Origin of the sequence: Mesorhizobium mediterraneum (genome assembly GCF_002284565.1) — a bacterium.
In the GTDB taxonomy this organism is placed as follows: Bacteria; Pseudomonadota; Alphaproteobacteria; order Rhizobiales; family Rhizobiaceae; genus Mesorhizobium; species Mesorhizobium mediterraneum.
This window is the reverse complement of the sequence record NZ_NPKI01000032.1, coordinates 291,465-308,922: the sequence shown is the minus strand read 5'-3', so window position 1 is coordinate 308,922 and position 17,458 is coordinate 291,465. Positions and strand designations below refer to the sequence as shown.

Annotated in this window: 18 protein-coding genes and 1 tRNA gene; 13 read left to right on the top strand and 6 right to left on the bottom strand. The window is 63.5% G+C overall.

Annotated features, from left to right (window positions below):
- Positions 1–128 precede the first annotated feature (128 nt).
- The 3 genes from CIT25_RS35935 to CIT25_RS25315 all read right to left on the bottom strand — a co-directional run bounded on the left by CIT25_RS35935 (position 129) and on the right by CIT25_RS25315 (position 1,780).
- Positions 129–311 (bottom strand): hypothetical protein, encoded by a 183-nt coding sequence (locus CIT25_RS35935; protein WP_127205609.1) that lies wholly within the window; start codon positions 309–311, stop codon positions 129–131.
- Between the two features lie 189 nt (positions 312–500).
- Positions 501–1,217, bottom strand: coding sequence for a pentapeptide repeat-containing protein (locus CIT25_RS25320; protein ID WP_095487528.1), 717 nt, complete (start codon positions 1,215–1,217; stop codon positions 501–503).
- Positions 1,218–1,690: 473 nt separating this feature from the next.
- Positions 1,691–1,780: transfer RNA gene (locus CIT25_RS25315), tRNA-Ser, on the bottom strand.
- A 303-nt stretch (positions 1,781–2,083) separates the two neighbouring features.
- On the opposite strand from CIT25_RS25315, the gene CIT25_RS25310 reads away from it, so the two are divergent.
- The 3 genes from CIT25_RS25310 (at position 2,084) to CIT25_RS25300 (ending at position 3,813) form a co-directional block, all read left to right on the top strand.
- Positions 2,084–2,737 carry a 50S ribosomal protein L21 gene (locus CIT25_RS25310; protein WP_095487711.1) on the top strand — a complete coding sequence of 218 codons (654 nt, stop codon included), beginning with the start codon at positions 2,084–2,086 and terminating at the stop codon, positions 2,735–2,737.
- A 100-nt stretch (positions 2,738–2,837) separates the two neighbouring features.
- Positions 2,838–3,107, top strand: a complete 270-nt coding sequence (rpmA, locus tag CIT25_RS25305) for a 50S ribosomal protein L27 (RefSeq protein WP_095487526.1) — start codon at positions 2,838–2,840, stop codon at positions 3,105–3,107.
- A 118-nt stretch (positions 3,108–3,225) separates the two neighbouring features.
- Positions 3,226–3,813 (top strand): GNAT family N-acetyltransferase, encoded by a 588-nt coding sequence (locus CIT25_RS25300; RefSeq protein ID WP_095487524.1) that lies wholly within the window; start codon positions 3,226–3,228, stop codon positions 3,811–3,813.
- Positions 3,814–4,031: 218 nt separating this feature from the next.
- On the opposite strand, the gene CIT25_RS25295 is transcribed toward CIT25_RS25300, so the two are convergent.
- A complete protein-coding gene (locus CIT25_RS25295) occupies positions 4,032–4,901 on the bottom strand; it encodes an endonuclease/exonuclease/phosphatase family protein (RefSeq protein ID WP_095487522.1) in 870 nt (289 codons plus the stop codon).
- A gap of 114 nt (positions 4,902–5,015) precedes the next feature.
- On the opposite strand from CIT25_RS25295, the gene obgE reads away from it, so the two are divergent.
- Together obgE and proB are read left to right on the top strand one after the other, a co-directional pair.
- The gene (gene obgE / locus CIT25_RS25290; protein WP_095487520.1) at positions 5,016–6,047 is read left to right on the top strand and encodes a GTPase ObgE; all 1,032 of its coding nucleotides are present in this window, start codon (positions 5,016–5,018) and stop codon (positions 6,045–6,047) included.
- Positions 6,048–6,049: 2 nt separating this feature from the next.
- Positions 6,050–7,195 (top strand): glutamate 5-kinase, encoded by a 1,146-nt coding sequence (gene proB / locus CIT25_RS25285; protein WP_095487518.1) that lies wholly within the window; start codon positions 6,050–6,052, stop codon positions 7,193–7,195.
- A 7-nt stretch (positions 7,196–7,202) separates the two neighbouring features.
- On the opposite strand, the gene CIT25_RS25280 is transcribed toward proB, so the two are convergent.
- Positions 7,203–7,691 (bottom strand): hypothetical protein, encoded by a 489-nt coding sequence (locus CIT25_RS25280; protein WP_095487517.1) that lies wholly within the window; start codon positions 7,689–7,691, stop codon positions 7,203–7,205.
- Between the two features lie 77 nt (positions 7,692–7,768).
- Here CIT25_RS25280 and CIT25_RS25275 point away from each other — a divergent pair, with 77 nt between their 5' ends.
- The 3 genes from CIT25_RS25275 (at position 7,769) to CIT25_RS25260 (ending at position 11,282) form a co-directional block, all read left to right on the top strand.
- Positions 7,769–9,049 carry a glutamate-5-semialdehyde dehydrogenase gene (locus CIT25_RS25275; protein WP_095487516.1) on the top strand — a complete coding sequence of 427 codons (1,281 nt, stop codon included), beginning with the start codon at positions 7,769–7,771 and terminating at the stop codon, positions 9,047–9,049.
- 249 nt (positions 9,050–9,298) lie between these two features.
- Positions 9,299–9,886 carry a nicotinate-nucleotide adenylyltransferase gene (locus CIT25_RS25265; protein WP_095487709.1) on the top strand — a complete coding sequence of 196 codons (588 nt, stop codon included), beginning with the start codon at positions 9,299–9,301 and terminating at the stop codon, positions 9,884–9,886.
- A gap of 100 nt (positions 9,887–9,986) precedes the next feature.
- Complete coding sequence (locus tag CIT25_RS25260) at positions 9,987–11,282, top strand: MFS transporter (RefSeq protein ID WP_095487514.1); 1,296 nt, start codon at positions 9,987–9,989, stop codon at positions 11,280–11,282.
- Positions 11,283–11,302: 20 nt separating this feature from the next.
- On the opposite strand, the gene CIT25_RS25255 is transcribed toward CIT25_RS25260, so the two are convergent.
- Complete coding sequence (locus CIT25_RS25255) at positions 11,303–12,157, bottom strand: mechanosensitive ion channel family protein (RefSeq protein ID WP_095487707.1); 855 nt, start codon at positions 12,155–12,157, stop codon at positions 11,303–11,305.
- A 238-nt stretch (positions 12,158–12,395) separates the two neighbouring features.
- Between CIT25_RS25255 and rsfS the strand changes: the two genes are divergently transcribed.
- The 5 genes from rsfS (at position 12,396) to CIT25_RS25230 (ending at position 17,458) form a co-directional block, all read left to right on the top strand.
- Complete coding sequence (rsfS, locus tag CIT25_RS25250) at positions 12,396–12,773, top strand: ribosome silencing factor (RefSeq protein WP_095487705.1); 378 nt, start codon at positions 12,396–12,398, stop codon at positions 12,771–12,773.
- Positions 12,774–12,856: 83 nt separating this feature from the next.
- Positions 12,857–13,339 carry a 23S rRNA (pseudouridine(1915)-N(3))-methyltransferase RlmH gene (rlmH, locus tag CIT25_RS25245; protein ID WP_095487512.1) on the top strand — a complete coding sequence of 161 codons (483 nt, stop codon included), beginning with the start codon at positions 12,857–12,859 and terminating at the stop codon, positions 13,337–13,339.
- A 148-nt stretch (positions 13,340–13,487) separates the two neighbouring features.
- Positions 13,488–14,849 (top strand): murein hydrolase activator EnvC family protein, encoded by a 1,362-nt coding sequence (locus CIT25_RS25240; RefSeq protein WP_095487510.1) that lies wholly within the window; start codon positions 13,488–13,490, stop codon positions 14,847–14,849.
- A gap of 1 nt (position 14,850) precedes the next feature.
- On the top strand, positions 14,851–16,176 hold the full coding sequence (locus CIT25_RS25235; RefSeq protein WP_095487508.1) for a S41 family peptidase: 1,326 nt from the start codon (positions 14,851–14,853) through the stop codon (positions 16,174–16,176).
- 112 nt (positions 16,177–16,288) lie between these two features.
- On the top strand, positions 16,289–17,458 hold the full coding sequence (locus CIT25_RS25230; RefSeq protein WP_095487703.1) for a divergent polysaccharide deacetylase family protein: 1,170 nt from the start codon (positions 16,289–16,291) through the stop codon (positions 17,456–17,458).

Below are 17,458 nucleotides of genomic sequence, written 5' to 3'. Positions count from 1 at the left end.
TCAAGTCAAGTCCCGCAGAAGCTCGTTCGGCTAGATGCGGTGATTGGGCAGTTATTTCGCAGAATAGCGTAGACTCGGCGGAACTGGCGGAGAGGGAGGGGTCCAACTGTCTGGGCATTAAGGTTTCCTCACAGATATCGCTCGCCGTTGGCGCGGTGCTCGAAACAGAGCCAGTGCGGCGTCTGCCTCGGCTTGGCAAAGCTCCATCCCGCATTCTTGGCGCAGCCGGGATGCTGGCACCGATGGCGTATAATGCCGGGGCGAGTGACGGGCTCCATCGCATCCGGACGGCGGATCAGTATGTCACTCATGCTATGATCCTTCCTTCTGAGCAGGAGGTGGACTAGCCACCTCTGCGAACAATGCGGAAAGCACGAGTTCATGCATGTCGAGACGCAAAACCCAACCGCTCGGGAACGGCAGGGCATTCGGGTTAGGCGGCTTGCCGAAAGGTTCGAATCCTGTCGGGTGCAGCATTGCCGCAGTTCGCTTGCCGACAACTATTCCTGCTGGAATTGACAGGGCCAATCTTCAGGCCTCGTCAAGCCAGAAGGCAACTCGGTCCGGGCGTCTCCGCAAGCCATGTTGAGCTGCCACTGGGACAGACCCGCCGAATTGGAAAGGTCGACGCCCTCGATACGGGTCAGAAAGAAAAAGGCGCGGTCAAAGTCTATCGACGCGGTGAACGTCGCTCCTCGGAAATCCGCCCGTGCGAGATTGGCAAACGAGAAGCGGCTGCCGCTGATATCGGCGTTATGGAACTGCGCACGCCCCAATTCTGCCTTTGTGAAATCAACGTTGGTCAGATTGGCGTCCTGGAAATTCGAGCGCTGCATTTCCGCGCTCGCAAACACAGCGCCCTGCGCGTCCATACGGCTGAAGTCGGTCCTGTAGGCCTCGATTCTGTCGAACCGGGCGCCTTTGGCGGTCGAGTCGGCCAGGGAAGCACGCACAAGCGTTGCCTTCTCAAGATTTGCCCCAAGGAGATTGCTGTTCCTGAGGTCGGTCGAAGTGAAATCAACACCGAACAGGTTCGCCCCGCTCAGGTCCTGTCCTTCTAGGATGAGAAGCTTCTTGTCACACTCGTGCCAATTGACGCCAGGGGTCGCGGCTGCGTGGCAATTGTGAGCAGCAGTGGCGTTCTGCCAAGCAAACATAGTGCAAACCGCTAGAACCAGGCCGGATGCGGCGTAAGCTCTGGTTCGCCTCAAAGTCATTGTTGCTGAACCTCTGCTACTCGCCGACACTCAACCTGACCACATCTGCTGACATTCGAGAGTGCTCCTCGTCTACACCACCGTCAACCCGGGAGCAGAGGACATGGCGACGGTCGCCGCAGATGCGCAGCGGACGTCAACAATGGGGAGCCTGCTCGGGTGCTGACCGCCACCGCCGGCGTCCGCTGCCGACAAGCGTGAATCCGCTTGGGTCCGCACCGATCGGTACTTCCCGACGGCGAGGTTGACCCGGCACGGGGGCTAGTCGCGTACCCTCATTCCGCTGTCGCATGAACCCCACGACTTCGCTTAGCGAGGCCGAAGTTGATCTCTGCCATCTATCAGGTCGAGGCATGAACCCCGCATACTTGTGTCGTAAGCTGACGTGCCGCGAATACGCCGTTCTCGGTAGGCGGGCTTTATGGCGGCGCGCAACCTATTCTTTGATTTTTATTAATGTAAACAATGCCATATGGCGGAGAGGGAGGGATTCGAACCCCCGATGGGCTTGCACCCATGCCGCATTTCGAGTGCGGTGCATTCGACCACTCTGCCACCTCTCCGCGGTCATGGTCCGCCGTTGCCGGCGCGGCGCACTAGATAACGGCTGGGCGGCCAGGTTACAAGGGCCAATCTGCCCGACGATCCGGCTTCTTGTCAGGTCGCGCGCTTAGCTTGAATGCGTTCGCGGCTCGCTGGCTGACTGCTCGCCTTGACTCGCGCCGAACCTTCGGTTAGGGACAGCGCGCAATCGGCGTGGAGGGTTCTTCCGCGCCGCTTGTTTTTTGAACCCGCAGACTGACAAAAAGACGGCCGAACCGCCTGAAGCGGTTCATCAAGGCCGACCGAACAGCGAAAGGCAAAAAATGTTCGCAGTCATCAAAACGGGCGGCAAGCAGTATCGCGTCGCCGCCAACGATCTCCTGAAGATCGAAAAAGTCGAAGGCCAGGTCGGCGATATCGTCGAGATCGGCCACGTGCTCGCGCATGGCGAGGGCGAGAATGTCACGTTCGGCGCGCCGTTCGTCGACGGCGCCTTGGTCACCGCCGAAGTCGTCGAACAGGGCAAGAACCGCACCGTCATCGCCTTTAAGAAGCGCCGCCGGCAGAATTCGCGCCGCAAGATCGGCCATCGCCAGCTTTTGACCACCGTGCGGATCGCCGAGATCCTGCTGGATGGTGCCAAGCCGACGAAGAAGGCCGCGGCCAAGACCGAGGCAAAGGCTGCTCCGAAGAAGGAAGCCAAGGCAGAAGCTGCGCCGAAGGAAGCCGAGGCCAAGGCAACCGAAACCGCCGCTCCGCTGTTCAAGGCGCCGAAGGGCGAGCCGGACGATCTGACCGTGATCAAGGGCATCGGCCCGGTCGCGGCCGGCCAGTTGAACGAACAGGGCATCACGACGTTCGCCCAGATCGCCAAGCTGTCCGACAAGGATGTCGCCAAGATCGACGAGCATATGCCGTTCAGCGCCGACCAGATCATGGACTGGCGCGAGCAGGCCAAGGAATTGGCGAAGAAGTAAAGCAAGCCGGCGCAATCGTCGCCGGATCGGACTTGAAACGGAACGCGAACGCGTTCATAAGACCTTTTAGGCGCCCCTGCGGCGCATCGGAGTTAGTTAGATGGCACACAAGAAAGCTGGCGGTTCGTCGCGCAATGGTCGCGACTCGCATTCCAAGCGGCTCGGCGTGAAGAAGTTTGGCGGCGAAGCCGTGATTCCGGGCAACATCATTATTCGTCAGCGCGGCACGACGTGGCATCCCGGCGTCAATGTCGGCATTGGCACGGATCACACGCTGTTTGCGCTCGAAGCTGGCGCAGTCACCTTCAACAAAAAAGCCAATGGCCGAACCTACGTATCGGTGAACCCGATGACGAAGGCCGCGGAGTAGCCGGTTCCGTACGAGAACACCGGCACCCATCTCGGGAACCGGTGTCTGGCCAAGCCAGGAAATGGATCAGGGGAGATGGGTTTCCATCTCCCCTTTTTCTTGTGCCTGGAGGACTGACATGGTTGCCGAAGCGGAAGACACAGACGGTGAAAGTTACGCGATAGATTGCCCGGTCGTGATGACCGAGCGGCTGGTGCTGCGGGCGCCGCGCGAAAGCGATATCGAGCAATTGGTGGTGCTCGCCGACAACCGCCATGTCGCCGAAATGCTGGCCCGCATGCCGCACCCCTATGGTGAGGCCGAGGCGCGTGCTTTCCTCGCGATGACGGCCTCGCGCCGGGCCGGGATTGCCTATGCCTTGACGCTGGCCGGGACCGAAACCTTCGTCGGTTGCGCCGGCCTCAACACCACCGATCGCGGGCTGGAGCTCGGCTACTGGATCGGCGAGCCCTACTGGAAGCGCGGCTATGCGACGGAGGCAGCGCACGCGCTGGTCGACCTCGCCTTCCAGAAGACGGCGATCCAGGTGCTGCATGCCTCGACGCGGGTCATCAATCCGGCCTCGCGCCGGGTCATCCACAAATGCGGCTTCCAATATGCCGGCCAGGGCATGCTGAACTCGATCGTCGCCGGCCAGGTGCCCGTCGAGCGCTATCGTCTCGACCGCAAGACCTGGACCAGCCTCAGGAACTGGGTGCATTTTTGAGGCGCGTTGATATTCAGGTGAGGCCGGCCTGCGAATGGCGGCTTCCTGCGCTTCCGGTGCTCACGTACTCTATGTACGCTCCGCTCCGGTTCTCGGAAGCCACCACTCTCGGCACGGCCTGCCCTGAATCTCAACACACCTCGGCGCATGGCCTCGAACCAAAGGTTCCGAAAGAATCATTGTGAATTCAAAAAGTCAGTTGCGAACCAAACTCGGGGTCAGGCCATCTCGACCCAGACCGGCAGGTGGTCAGAGCCGACCGCTTGCCGGTCGACCCACAGGGCCTTCGGCGATTTGGCGAGCGAGGCGCTGGTAAAGACATAGTCGATGCGCTTGTGGCGGCTGGCGTCGTCAGGCCGCTTGGGGTCGACCCAGGTGACGAGATCGGGGCTTGCGGTGGCAAGACGCAAGGCAACATCGACGGCAAGATCGGCGGTCACAGGCATGCCGAATTCGTGATCCGGGCGGCCGGCGAGTTCGACATATTCCGGCGATCCGGACAGCATGTTGAAGTCGCCCATGACGACGAAGGCTTCGGGACAAGGCAGGTCCGGCAGGCCGACTTCGGCGACGCCGGACAGCGCGCCGCCCTCGATCGCATAGTTCAACAGGCGCTGGCGCAGAAACCGGATCTGGCTCAAGCGTTCGAGCGGGCTGCGATGGTCGAGATGGGTGGAATAGAAGCGGATGAAACCAAGCGGCGTCTCGATCAGCGCCTCCAGCGCGCCGCGCTGGAAATTCATCAGTTCGAAACTGCGGCTGCGCGGCAAGAGGAGATTGCGCGACAGATGAACAGGCGTTTTCGACAGCACCATATTGCCGAGCTGGAAGGTGGTCGTGATGGCGCGGCCGTTTTCCAGGCGCGAGCCGACATTGGCCTCGAAATTGCTGCCGTAGACGGCGAAGTATTCGGGCAACGCCTTGGCGAGCTCGGCCACCATGTCGCGCCCGCCATTGTTGGGGTTGTTGCGCGAGACCTCCTGCAGCGCGATCACGTCGGCGCCGCGCACGGCGTCAGCAATGCGGCCGACATCGTAGCGGCCGTCGAGACCGACGCCGTAGTGGATGTTGTAGGTTACGAGCTTCATTGCGACTCCGGCCATGTTCATAAACAGCCTCGCCCTTCGCCCCGCCTTGGTTTAGAGCAGTGCCAAAGGTTTAGAGCAATGCCGCAAGGCCAATAACAGAAACTCAGCAATCCGATGAAATTTCTCGATCAAGCCAAGGTTTATATCCGCTCCGGCGACGGCGGCGCCGGTTCGGTGTCGTTCCGGCGCGAAAAATTCATCGAGTTCGGCGGTCCCGACGGTGGCGACGGCGGCCGCGGCGGTGATGTCTGGGTGGAGGCGGTCAATGGGCTGAACACGCTGATCGACTATCGCTACCAGCAGCATTTCAAGGCCAAGACCGGCACGCACGGCATGGGCCGCAACATGACCGGCGCCAAGGGCGCCGACGTGACGCTGAAAGTGCCGGCGGGAACGCAGGTCTTTGCCGAGGACAACGAGACGCTGATCTGCGACATGACGGTGGTCGGCCAGCGCTTCCTGCTTGCCAAGGGCGGCAATGGCGGCTTCGGCAACCAGCATTTCAAGACCTCGACCAACCAGGCGCCCCGCCGCGCCAACCCCGGACTGCCGGGCGAAGAGCTCAACATCTGGCTCAGGCTCAAGCTGATCGCCGATGCCGGCCTGGTCGGCCTGCCCAATGCCGGCAAGTCGACTTTTCTGGCTGCCGTGACCGCGGCCAAGCCGAAGATCGCCGATTATCCCTTCACCACGCTGCATCCGGGCCTCGGTGTGGCCCGCATCGACGGGCGCGAATTCGTCATCGCCGACGTTCCCGGCCTGATCGAAGGCGCGCATGAAGGCGTCGGCATCGGCGACCGTTTCCTCGGACATGTCGAACGCACGCGCGTCCTTCTGCACCTCGTCTCCGCACAGGAAGAAAATCCGGGGAAGGCTTACAAGACCGTGCGCACCGAACTCGATGCCTATGGCCATGGACTGATCGAGAAGGTCGAGATCGTAGCACTTTCCCAAGTCGACACGCTCGATGCCGACGCCCGCAGGAAGAAGGTCGCTTCGCTGAAACGCGCCGCCGGCCGCGCGCCGATGCTTTTGTCCGCGGTCACTGGCGAAGGCGTCGAAGCCGTTCTGCGCGCGCTGATGGCGGTGGTGGCCGAGGCACGCGAAGCTGTCGCCACGCCGGTCGAGACGCGCTGGAACAAATAGCGATGACCGCGCAGTCGCTGAGAAAATACCGGCGCATCACCGTCAAGATCGGCTCGGCGCTGCTTGTCGACCGCACGACGGGCCTGAAGCGCGACTGGCTGGCCTCGCTTGCCGACGACATCGCCGTGCTGGCTGAAGGCGGCGCCGAAATCCTCGTCGTGTCGTCCGGCGCCATCGCGCTGGGCCGCACCATTCTCGGCCTCGGCAAGCGGGCACTGAAGCTCGAGGAGAGCCAGGCGGCGGCTGCCGTCGGGCAGATTGCGCTGGCTGGCGCCTGGTCGGATGCGCTCGGCAAGGGCGGCCTGAAATCGGGCCAGATCCTGCTGACGCTCGGCGACACCGAAGAGCGCCGCCGCTATCTCAATGCGCGGGCGACGATCTCGACGCTGCTCAAGATGAAGGCGGTGCCGGTCATCAACGAGAACGACACGGTGGCGACCTCCGAAATCCGCTATGGCGACAATGATCGGCTGGCGGCGCGCGTCGCAACGATGATGGGCGCCGACCTCCTGGTGCTGCTCTCCGACATTGACGGGCTGTATACGGCGCCGCCGGCCAAAGACCCTGGCGCAAAGTTCATTCCGGTCGTCGACCGCATCACCCCTGATATCGAGGCAATGGCCGGTGCGGCGGCGTCCGAATTGTCGCGCGGCGGCATGCGGACAAAACTCGACGCCGGCAAGATCGCCACCGCCGCCGGCACCGCCATGATCATCACATCAGGCACGAGACTGTCGCCGCTGATGGCGATCGAGCGGGGCGAGCGGGCGACTTTCTTCCGTCCGAGCGCCAATCCGGTCAAGGGCTACAAAACATGGATCGCCGGGCAGCTCGAGCCGGCTGGCCGGCTGACTGTCGACGCCGGCGCCATCGGTGCGCTGCTGTCGGGCAAGTCGCTGCTGCCGGCCGGCGTCAAGCTGGTCAGCGGCAATTTCTCGCGCGGCGACACGGTGGCGATCCTGTCGCCCGAGGGCCGCGAGATCGCGCGCGGACTGGTTGCCTACGATGCCGCCGATGCCGTAAGGATCGCTGGCTTGAAGACAGCCGAGATCGAAACGGTGCTTGGCTACGAAGCGCGATCGGCGATGATCCACCGCGACGACCTTGTGGTGAGCGGCGCGGCCGACGGAGATGCGGCCCGCCATTGACGGCGCGCTACTGGTCAGGCTCACGCGGCCATTTGGGTGGGTTGCGATATCGATCCTGAAAGTCCTGGTATATCTTCAGAAGCTCGCTGCAACCTCCCAACTCCGCTTCGATGCCAGCCCTGGCACGTCGATCCACTTCGGCTTGGGGAACATCCTTGTCGTCTCCGACGACGAGATCACGGATGAGCGCGTCAGTCGTCATTGCTTCTGCCCCTTTTTCCTCTTCCATCCTTTTTTTGAATTCTGCCTCAAGCCGAGAGCGCGGCCCACATCCATGCAGCTCTTCAATAACGACGTCGATCTGGGAAAGCGGTGTCGGTGACGCGCCGCAATAGCGCTCAGCAAGTGCGAGGGACATCATCGAGCTTACCATAGTCATGGCCTTGCCGTCGGGGCTCTCGCCGGGTTCAAACTTGTCGTCGCAGTAGTCGGCGGCACGGAGGCCTGTTGGTATGAGCATCGCGCCGAGAGCAACGAGGATTATGACTCTCTTCATTCTGCTTCCTCAAATTTACGGCCATTGCCGCGAAGGCCGGCCGCGTGTAAATCCACCAGCTTCACTGGATCGGTCAAATGCTGAACAAACACCAAGGCGATGATGTAGCCAGTTTGATGGCACGGATAGGCCGCAGGGCGCGCGCTGCCGCCCGACCGCTGGCCATCGCCACGACCGCCGCCAAGAACGCCGCGCTTGTCGCCATGGCGGAGGCGATTGTCCGTCGCGAGCAGGATATTCTCGACGCCAACGCCATCGACATCTCGAATGGCCATGAGTCGGGGCTTTCCGCCTCCTTCATGGACCGGCTGAAGCTCGATGCCGCCCGCATCCGCGCCATGGCTGACGGCATCCGCGAGATCGCCGAACTCAGTGATCCGGTCGGCGATGTCATTGCCGAATGGGACCGCCCGAACGGGCTGCATATCGAACGCGTTCGCACGCCGCTCGGCGTCGTTGGCGTCATCTATGAGAGCCGGCCGAACGTGACGGCCGATGCCGGCGCACTTTGCCTGAAAGCCGGCAATCCGGTGATCCTGCGCGGCGGCTCGGATTCGCTCAACTCCTCGGCGGCGATCCATGCCTGCCTGGTCGAGGGGCTGAAGACGGCCGGTCTGCCGCAGGACGCCATCCAGCTGGTGCCGACCACCGACCGCGCCGCCGTCGGCGAAATGCTGAAGGGCCTCGGCGGCAATCTCGACGTGATCATTCCGCGCGGTGGTCGCAGCCTGGTCGAGCGTGTGCAGAACGAAGCTCGGGTGCCGGTCTTTGCCCATCTCGAAGGCATCTGCCATCTCTATGTCGACCGTTCGGCCGATCTCGACATGGCGGTCAAGATCGCCGTCAATGCGAAGATGCGGCGCACCGGTGTCTGTGGTGCGGCCGAAACGCTTTTGGTCGACCGTGCCGTCGCTTCCACCCATCTGGTGCCGATCCTTGACGCGTTGCGCGCGGCTGGATGCGAGATCCATGCCGACGCCGAAGTGCTGAAGCTGTTCTTCGACGCCAGTCCGGCGACCGACGCCGACTGGATTACCGAATATCTCGACGCGATCATCGCAGTGAGGCTGGTCGATGGCGTTGCGGGCGCGATCGAGCATGTCGAGACGTTCTCCTCGCACCACACCGAGGCGATCGTCGCCGAGGATGCCGGTGCAGTCGAACGTTTCTTCAACGAGATTGATTCGGCGATCCTTCTGCACAATGCCTCGACTCAATTCGCCGATGGCGGCGAATTCGGCATGGGCGCCGAGATCGGCATCGCCACCGGCAAAATGCATGCGCGCGGCCCGGTCGGTGTCGAGCAATTGACCTCGTTCAAATACCGCGTGCGCGGAACGGGACAGGTGCGGCCTTGACGCTACTTGCTCGAAGAACCTGAAGCTTTGCGCCCAGCCACCCCCCTCTGTCCTGCCGGACATCTCCCCCTCAAGGGGGGAGATTGCCTGTCATTTCTGATTTCGCCAATCGCCGGTGCTGCAAGATTTGCGCCTGCGATGAAGCCGCCAATCTCCCCCCTTGAGGGGGAGATGTCCGGCAGGACAGAGGGGGGCGCCTGACGCATGCTTTCCTCGCCCGAGCATCCCGCTCCCTCCCGCTACCTCAAAATGCCGCATGCCGAAAAGGGCCTGGCCGTCGGGCTGTTCGGCGGCTCGTTCAATCCCGCCCATGCCGGCCATGGCCTGGTCGCCGAGATCGCGCTCAGACGTCTGGCGCTCGATCAGTTGTGGTGGATGGTGACGCCCGGCAATCCGCTCAAGAACAAGCGGGAACTGACGCCGCTGACTGAGCGGCTCCGCCTATCCGAGCAGATCGCCAGGAACCCGAAGATCAAGGTCACCGCCTTCGAGGCCGCGCATCACGTCCGCTTCACCGCCGACACGCTGGCGCTAGTCAAGGCGCGCAATCCCGGCGTCGACTTCGTCTGGATCATGGGCGCCGACAGTCTGCGCGACTTCCACCGCTGGCAGCGCTGGCGCCAGATCGTCATGACGTTCCCGATCGCGGTGATCGACCGCCCTGGCGCGACGCTGTCCTTCCTGTCCTCGGTCGTTGCCAAGACCTTCGATTATGCACGTGTCGACGAGGGCGACGCGCCGCGGCTCGCCCGCATGAAGGCGCCGGCCTGGACCTTCATCCACGGCCCGCGCTCGTCGCTGTCGTCGACCGCGATCCGCAACATGGCGAAGGGCTGAGCCTGCACGGACCTCCCTTCTCCACAAGCAGAGGAGGCAAGTCCGGCCATGTCGCATTTGCGGCTGCTTTTCCCCGATCCGTGGGCGATCCTGCGCGCGCATGGCGATTCTCGAGCAAAACCAGACCAGACGCGATCCGGCGCAAGGCAGCCCGCCAACCCCGGCGATCGCCATCGCCAGCGTCGTCCTGTCGATGGCGCTGGTTGCGGTCGGTAACGGACTGATGTTCGCCTATATCCCGGTCCGGCTCGGCGCCGAGGGCTTCGATCCGACCTGGGCCGGGCTGATCGTCACCGGCCTTTCGGCCGGCGGCCTGGCAGGCTGCATCCTGACCGGTCCGCTGGTGCGGCGCGTCGGCCATGCTCGCGCGTTCATGGTGCTGTCGGCGTTGATTGTGCTGTCGAACGCCGCTGTCGGAGCCGGGCCGCACCCGCTGTCGTGGATCGCGGCACGCGCGCTCTATGGCTTTGCCATATGCGGCCTGTTCATCGTCGCGCAAAGCTGGCTGAACGACGTCATTGCCAACGCCATTCGCGGCAGGGTCATGGCCTTCTTCTACGTCGCCTATGTCGCCGGGCTCGGTGTCGGCTACGCCACACTGGCGCTGATCGATATAAGGGCTGCGGACGCGCCGCTGATCGGCATCGCCTTCACCGCGCTGTCGATCCTTCCGGTCGGGCTGACGCGGCTCGCCCAGCCACCGCCGCCGCAGGCGGCATCGGTCGCGCTTGGCCGGGCCTGGCGGATTTCGCCGGTCGGCGTCGCCGGCATGCTTGCCGTCGGCGGCCTGTCGATGACGATTTCGGGCTTCGCGCCGATCCATGCCACGGCCAAGGGCTACAGCCAGGCAGACGTGGCACTGCTTTTGTCGGCGATGCCGGTCGGCACATTGATCCTGCAGATCCCGCTCGGATGGATTTCCGACCGCACCGACCGGCGCTTTGTGCTGGTCGCCGCTTCGGCGCTTGCCTTGGCGGCGGGTCTGTTTGCGCTGGGCTTCGACGGCGGTGGGCTGGCGGCGCTGGTCGTCATCTATGTGGTCTGGGATGGCGCGTCGGAATCGATCTATTCGCTGGCCAGCGCGCATGCCGCAGACCGCGCCGGCAAGGACGACATGGTGGCGCTGTCCAGTTCGCTTCTGTTTGCGTGGTCGCTGTCCGGCTTCATCGTGCCCGGCATCGTCACCGGGCTTTCCGCTGTCTATGGAACGCAGGCCTTCATCTATGTGGCCATCGTCATTGCCGCTGTTTTTTGCCTGTTCGTGCTGTGGCGTGTGGTGGCGATGTCGCCTGTTCCCGCCGCCGAGACCGGCAATTTCGCGCCGATGAGCGCGCAGGCCCCACTGCCGGTGGAACTGGCCTTTCCGTCCGAAGAGCAGCGCCGCGCGGACAAGTAGACCTGCGGGAATTGATCATCTCACTGTCTGGTGGCCGCTTCCTGCCGCGGCGCTTCCGGCGGCGGCGCGGGTATAGAAATGCCTTCGCTGTCGAAAGCCTGCTTGGCGCGTTTGGTGAGATCGATCTGGGTGGCGAAGAAATCCGCAGCCGAGGTCCAGTAGCGCAAGGTGATGGCGACGTTGCTGTCGCCGACGGTCGCCACAAACGCAATCGGCGCCGGCTCCCGCCTGACGCGCCGCTCGGCGGCGGCGACGCCAAGCATGGTCTTCTGCGCGAGATCGATATCGTTCCAGGAGCCGATGGTCAGCGTGATGTCGCCACGGCGGGCACCGTTGCGCGTATAGTTGCGGACAGGCTGGTTCCACAGCGTCGAATTGGGGGCGAGGACGTAGACGCCCTCGACCGTTCTCAGCGTGGTGGCGAACAGGCCGACTTCCTCGATGGTCCCGGCGATGGCGCCGACCTCGACATATTCGCCGATGCGGAATGGCCGTAGCGCCAGCAGCATGATGCCGGCGGCAATGTTCTGCAGCGTACCCTGCAGCGCCAGGCCGATGGCCAAGCCGATGGCGCCGATGGCGGCAATGATCGAGGCCGTCTGGACGCCGAACTGGCCGAGCACCATGATAACGACGAGGATCAGTATGGCGTAGCGGGCGATCCTCGAGAAGAAGTGGCGCAGCGTCACGTCGAAGCCATGGATATGGCCGAGGCCGGCATAGATCGAGCGCTGCGCGAGGCCGGCGACGATATAGCCGAGGACCAGCAGGATGACGGCGCCGATGGCGGAGAATGAGTACGAGACGATCAGCGCGCTGAGCTGCGCAAGGCCGGCCTGCACGGTGTCAACGGCATTCTCAGGGTCGATAGGCATGGCGGGAATCCGATTGGTCAATGCGCCGATAACCCCAGCAAGGCGGCAAGAGTTCCGATTTTTCTTCTGCGGAACCGGAAGAAACAGCACTTCGTGGACCACGGCAGGGTTGCCGTCTTGAAACTGCAACCCAACTCTGCCTATCTAAGGAGTGTCACCTGCTTTGAAGGGTGATTTGGTTGTTCTTGCTGCGAAAGGAAATACACTGAGAACAGCACTGCGGAAGAAGGCCGACATCGTGCCTTCGCCGGCCGGGATCAGCGTAAACGACGCCGTGTCCCGCGCCATCAACACAGTCCTTGTCAGTCTGGAAGACTCCAAGGCCGAAAACATCGTCTCAATCGACATTCAGGGAAAATCGAGCCTCGGTGACTATATGGTCATCGCGTCCGGCCGATCTCACCGTCATGTCTCGGCTGTCGCCGATCATCTCCTCAAGGCGCTCAAGGATGCCGGCCTCGGCACGGCGCGCGTCGAGGGACTGGCCGGCGCCGACTGGGTCCTGATCGATTCGGGCGATATTATCGTCCATGTCTTCCGTCCCGAAGTCCGCGACTTCTACAATCTCGAAAAGATGTGGCAAGCGCCGGACCTCGAGGAAGAGACCCTCCACTGAGCCGTAATTTGATTGATGCATGTCGTTTCCAAAAACCGGTGACCACTTTTGGTGACATGCATTAGCGGCTCTTCGAGGCAGGGATGAAAATTACAGTTCATGCCGTGGGCCGGATGAAAGCCGGCCCCGAGAAGCAGCTCGCCGACCGATATTTCGAGCGCTTCGCCAAGAGCGGGCCGGCCGTGGGTCTCGAATTCTCAGGTGTGGTCGAGATTCCGGAGGGCCGCGCCCAGACCGCCAACGAGCGCCGGCGCGAGGAAGGCCAGAAACTGCAGGCGCAGTTGCAGCCTGGTACCGCGCTCATGCTGCTCGACGAGCGCGGCAAGAACTTTTCCTCCGAGGATTTCGCCGGCCGCATCGGCCTGTTGCGTGATGGCGGCCGCAAGGCGCTTATCATCGCCATCGGCGGTGCCGACGGTCACGACCAGTCGCTGCGCGATCAGGCCGATCTGATGGTGTCGTTCGGCGCGCTGACATGGCCGCACCAACTGGTCCGTGTCATGTTGGGCGAGCAGCTTTACCGGACGGCCACGATCCTGTCCGGCCATCCCTATCATCGCTCGTGAGCTTTGCAGGTTCCCACCCGAAACCGGTGGATTGGCGTGAGCCGCCCGGATTTTCGCCTCAATGCGTCACGAGGCTGTTTGCGGTCGGCAGGGCTCTCGAACATGGTTGATGGTTCGTTAACGAAGCCACACATAGAGTCGGGCTTCAATGTCTGAAGGTTGGAAATCGCGAACGGGCTTTTGGCGCGCACGCTGCGGCTTGGCAGCGGCGGCGCTCGTGCTGTCGTTCAGTGCCGCGCGGGCGCAGAACAGGCTCGACATGACGCCTGATCCGGACCAAAGCCGCGCCGAATACGAACGGGTGTCGAAGGAGATCACGCTTTCGTCCGAGCGGCTGGCCAAGCTCGCCGCCGACATGGCGACCGTCAAGAAGGATCATGCCTCGATCACCGCGGCGCTGATCCAGTCGGCGATGACCGAGCAGAAACTTGGTCAGGACATCGAGGACATCGGCGCCAAGCTGGAAGGGCTGAAAGGCGAGGAGCAGAAAATCCGCGCGTCGCTGGCCGCTAGACGCGACGTTTTGGCCGAGGTGCTGGCCGCGCTGCAGCGCATGGGGCTCAATCCGCCGCCGGCCATCCTGGTCAAGCCGGAAGACGCGCTGTCGTCGGTACGCAGCGCCATCCTGCTCGGCGCCGTGGTGCCGGAACTGCGCCAGCAGACCGAGATACTGGTGGCGGACCTCAAGGAGCAGTCGCGGGTGACGGCCTCGATCGAGGCGGAGCGGGCGCGGCTGACGGCGGCAGTCGGCGAGCAGACGGCGGAAAAGAAGCGGCTCGGCATGCTACTTGAAGCCAAGCAGAAGCTTGAGGCCGAGACGCAAACGGCGCTGGCCGCGGAAAAGCAGCGATCCGCAGCACTGGCGGCCAAGGCCGGCAGCCTGAAGGAACTGATCGCCTCGCTCGAGGCCGACAAGGCCCGCAAGGCGGCCAATGCGGCGAAGGCAGCGGAGCAGAAGACCGCGGATGCCGACAAGGCCCCGACACAGGAGGGCCCGGCACAGACGGCCCCGGCACAGACGGAACTGGCGGCGCTGCCGGTCCCGGAAGCCAACCGGCTCACCGCCGCCGCACCGTTTTCGGCGCTTCAGGGGCAGATCGCGCTGCCCGTCACCGGCAAGATCAAGCGGCGGTTCGGGGCCAGCGACGGTAACGGCGCAGTGATGCTCGGTGACATGGTTGCGACACAATCGGGAGCCATCGTTACCGCGCCGGCGGACGGAAATGTGCTTTATGCGGGACCTTTTCGCTCCTATGGTCAACTCTTGATCCTGAACGCGGGTGACGGCTATCATGTCGTTCTGGCGGGGATGAGCAGAATCAGTGTCGCGTCTGGCCAGTCGGTGCTCGCAGGAGAGCCGGTCGGCGCGATGGGAGAGGCCCGGGTGGCGAGCACCTCGGCATCGAAGAATGGAAATGCCACGCCGGAGCTCTATGTTGAGTTCCGCAAGGATGGAAAACCCGTCGATCCGACCCCATGGTGGGCGGACCGTTTGTCTGGAAGGACGTGAGATGATGCGGAAACTGTCGCTTCTGTTTGCCGGTGCGCTAATGGGCGCATCCGCGATGAGCCTGGTCTATGGCGCGCCCGGCTCGACGGCGAACGCTGCGGGCTCCGAGACCTACAAGCAGCTGGCGATCTTCGGTGACATCTTCGAGCGGGTGCGGGCGCAGTATGTGACGCCGCCCGACGACAAGTCGCTGGTCGAAAACGCCATCAACGGCATGCTTACGTCGCTAGACCCGCACTCCTCGTATATGAACGCCGAAGAGGCGCAGGACATGCGCGTGCAGACCAAGGGCGAGTTCGGCGGCCTCGGCATCGAGGTCACGATGGAGAACGACCTGGTCAAGGTGATCACGCCGATCGACGATACGCCGGCCGCCAAGGCGGGCGTGCTTGCCGGCGATTATATTGCCAAGATCGACGGCGAGGAGGTTCGCGGCCTGAGCCTCAACGACGCGGTCGAGAAGATGCGCGGGCTGGTCAACACGGCGATCAAGCTCACCATCCTGCGCCAGGGCGCCGACAAGCCGATCGAGCTGACGGTGGTGCGCGACATCATCAAGGTCAAGGCGGTCAAGTTCCGGGTCGAGAACGACATCGGCTACATGAAGATCACCTCCTTCACCGAAAAGACCCATGATGACCTCGAGAATGCCATCGACACCATCAAGAAGCAGGTGCCGAACGAAAAGCTCAAGGGCTACGTGCTCGATCTGCGCCTCAATCCGGGCGGCCTCCTCGATCAGGCGGTGAGCGTGTCCGACGCCTTCCTCAACCGTGGCGAGATCGTCTCGACACGCGGCCGCGATCCGAAGGACGTCACCCGCTTCGACGCGCGGCCCGGCGACGACATCGACGGCAAACCGCTGGTCGTGCTCGTCAATGGCGGCTCGGCCAGTGCGTCCGAAATCGTCGCTGGCGCGCTGCAGGATCTGCGCCGCGCCACGGTGGTCGGCACGCAGTCCTTCGGCAAGGGTTCGGTGCAGACCATCGTCCCGCTCGGCGAGAACGGCGCGCTGCGCCTGACGACGGCGCTCTATTACACGCCGTCCGGCAAGTCGATCCAGGGGAAGGGCATCACGCCCGACATCAAGGTCGACCAGCCGTTGCCGCCGGAACTGCAGGGCAGGGACCTGACGCGCGGCGAGTCGGACCTCAAGGGCCACATCAAGGGTACCGACGAGGGCGATACCGGTTCGGGCTCGGCAGCCTATGTGCCGCCGGAGCCGAAGGACGACCTGCAGCTTATCTTTGCCGAGCAGTTGCTGCGCGGCGAGAAGACCGATCCGGCGTTCCCGCCGAATCCGGACAAGGCTGTTTTGAACCAGTAACGTCGATCGGCCGGGCAAACAGGTCTGGCCGCCTGATCGAAGCGATGTAATGCTGCCGGGGCCGCAAGGCCTCGGCAGTTTGATTCGGGGGAACCGCGGCTGGGGATGCGGCTTGGCTGACATCGGCAACGACATCGAACGCCCGCTCGGACAGGCCGTCCGGCCGCCGCGCGCGGCCCGCAGGATCAACGCCGGCGTGGTCACGGCCACTCTCCTGGTGCTGGCCGTGATCGGCGTCTCCGGCGCGATTGCGCTGCGTGAAAGACCGTTTCGAAAGCCGGAAGAAGTCGCCGTTTCGACGCCGAAGACGACCGCGGTGGTCGAATCCGCAGCGCCGGCCACTGAGCCCGCGCCGCAGGCGCAAGCGGGACCCAAGATAAGTGGGCCGCAGATCATCCATATGCCGACCGAAGCGGACGGTGGTCCGCCCAAGGCGGCCATCGTCATCCACGACCCTTCGACGATCGGCCAGAACCTGAGGATCGCGCATATTCCCGACAGGGCGCTGATCGAGACCAGTGAGACCGGCCCGTTGCCGGTTCGCGCCGCCGACGGAAGGCGGCCGTTCGATGTCTATGCGCGGCCGTGGTCCGGTGCGCGCGGTGCGCGCGTGGCGATCGTCATCGGCGGGCTTGCCGTGTCGCAGACCGGCACGCAGGCGGCCATCGCCAAGCTGCCGGCCGAAGTGACGCTGGGCTTCGCGCCGCAGGGCAACAGCATCAGCCGCTGGATGCAGGCGGCGCGGCAGAGAGGCCATGAGATCGTCATGCAGGTGCCGCTCGAACCGTTCGACTATCCGAACGTCAATCCGGGCCGCAACACGCTGACGGTCGCGGCGACACCGGACGAGAATTTGAAGAACTTGCGCTGGGCGCTGTCGCGGATGACCAACTACACCGGCGTCATGAACTATATGGGTGCGCGATTTTCGGCCGATGCGGCGGCGATGGCGCCATTCATGGCCGAACTCGGCAGGCGCGGCCTGGCCTATCTCGACGACGGCTCGTCGGCGCGCAGCCTCGCGTCCGACCTGGCACTGAAGGACGGCGTGCCCTTCATTGCCGGCGACACGTCGATCGACGCCGTGCAGGACCGGGGCGCCATATTGAAGAAGCTGGACGAGCTGGAAGCCACCGCGCGGGCGAAAGGCTTTGCCGTCGGCATCGGCTCGGCCTTCGACCTGACGGTCGACACCGTGTCGTCCTGGGTGATCGAGGCCAAGAAGCGCGGCATCGAGATCGTGCCGATTTCGGCAGTGGCGGTGGATCCGGAAAAAGGTTGA

What these genes read in the sequence shown, in the direction of transcription:
- CIT25_RS25255 (WP_095487707.1), bottom strand. Translation starts at nt 12,157, where the DNA reads ATGCCTATCGACCCTGAGAATGCCGTTGACACCGTGCAGGCCGGCCTT.
- CIT25_RS25295 (WP_095487522.1), bottom strand. Translation starts at nt 4,901, where the DNA reads ATGAAGCTCGTAACCTACAACATCCACTACGGCGTCGGTCTCGACGGC.
- CIT25_RS25265 (WP_095487709.1), top strand. Translation starts at nt 9,299, where the DNA reads ATGCCGCATGCCGAAAAGGGCCTGGCCGTCGGGCTGTTCGGCGGCTCG.
- CIT25_RS25275 (WP_095487516.1), top strand. Translation starts at nt 7,769, where the DNA reads ATGCTGAACAAACACCAAGGCGATGATGTAGCCAGTTTGATGGCACGG.
- obgE (WP_095487520.1), top strand. Translation starts at nt 5,016, where the DNA reads ATGAAATTTCTCGATCAAGCCAAGGTTTATATCCGCTCCGGCGACGGC.
- CIT25_RS35935 (WP_127205609.1), bottom strand. Translation starts at nt 311, where the DNA reads ATGAGTGACATACTGATCCGCCGTCCGGATGCGATGGAGCCCGTCACT.
- CIT25_RS25310 (WP_095487711.1), top strand. Translation starts at nt 2,084, where the DNA reads ATGTTCGCAGTCATCAAAACGGGCGGCAAGCAGTATCGCGTCGCCGCC.
- CIT25_RS25260 (WP_095487514.1), top strand. Translation starts at nt 9,987, where the DNA reads ATGGCGATTCTCGAGCAAAACCAGACCAGACGCGATCCGGCGCAAGGC.
- CIT25_RS25235 (WP_095487508.1), top strand. Translation starts at nt 14,851, where the DNA reads ATGATGCGGAAACTGTCGCTTCTGTTTGCCGGTGCGCTAATGGGCGCA.
- proB (WP_095487518.1), top strand. Translation starts at nt 6,050, where the DNA reads ATGACCGCGCAGTCGCTGAGAAAATACCGGCGCATCACCGTCAAGATC.
- CIT25_RS25300 (WP_095487524.1), top strand. Translation starts at nt 3,226, where the DNA reads ATGGTTGCCGAAGCGGAAGACACAGACGGTGAAAGTTACGCGATAGAT.
- rpmA (WP_095487526.1), top strand. Translation starts at nt 2,838, where the DNA reads ATGGCACACAAGAAAGCTGGCGGTTCGTCGCGCAATGGTCGCGACTCG.
- CIT25_RS25320 (WP_095487528.1), bottom strand. Translation starts at nt 1,217, where the DNA reads ATGACTTTGAGGCGAACCAGAGCTTACGCCGCATCCGGCCTGGTTCTA.
- CIT25_RS25240 (WP_095487510.1), top strand. Translation starts at nt 13,488, where the DNA reads ATGTCTGAAGGTTGGAAATCGCGAACGGGCTTTTGGCGCGCACGCTGC.
- rlmH (WP_095487512.1), top strand. Translation starts at nt 12,857, where the DNA reads ATGAAAATTACAGTTCATGCCGTGGGCCGGATGAAAGCCGGCCCCGAG.
- CIT25_RS25280 (WP_095487517.1), bottom strand. Translation starts at nt 7,691, where the DNA reads ATGAAGAGAGTCATAATCCTCGTTGCTCTCGGCGCGATGCTCATACCA.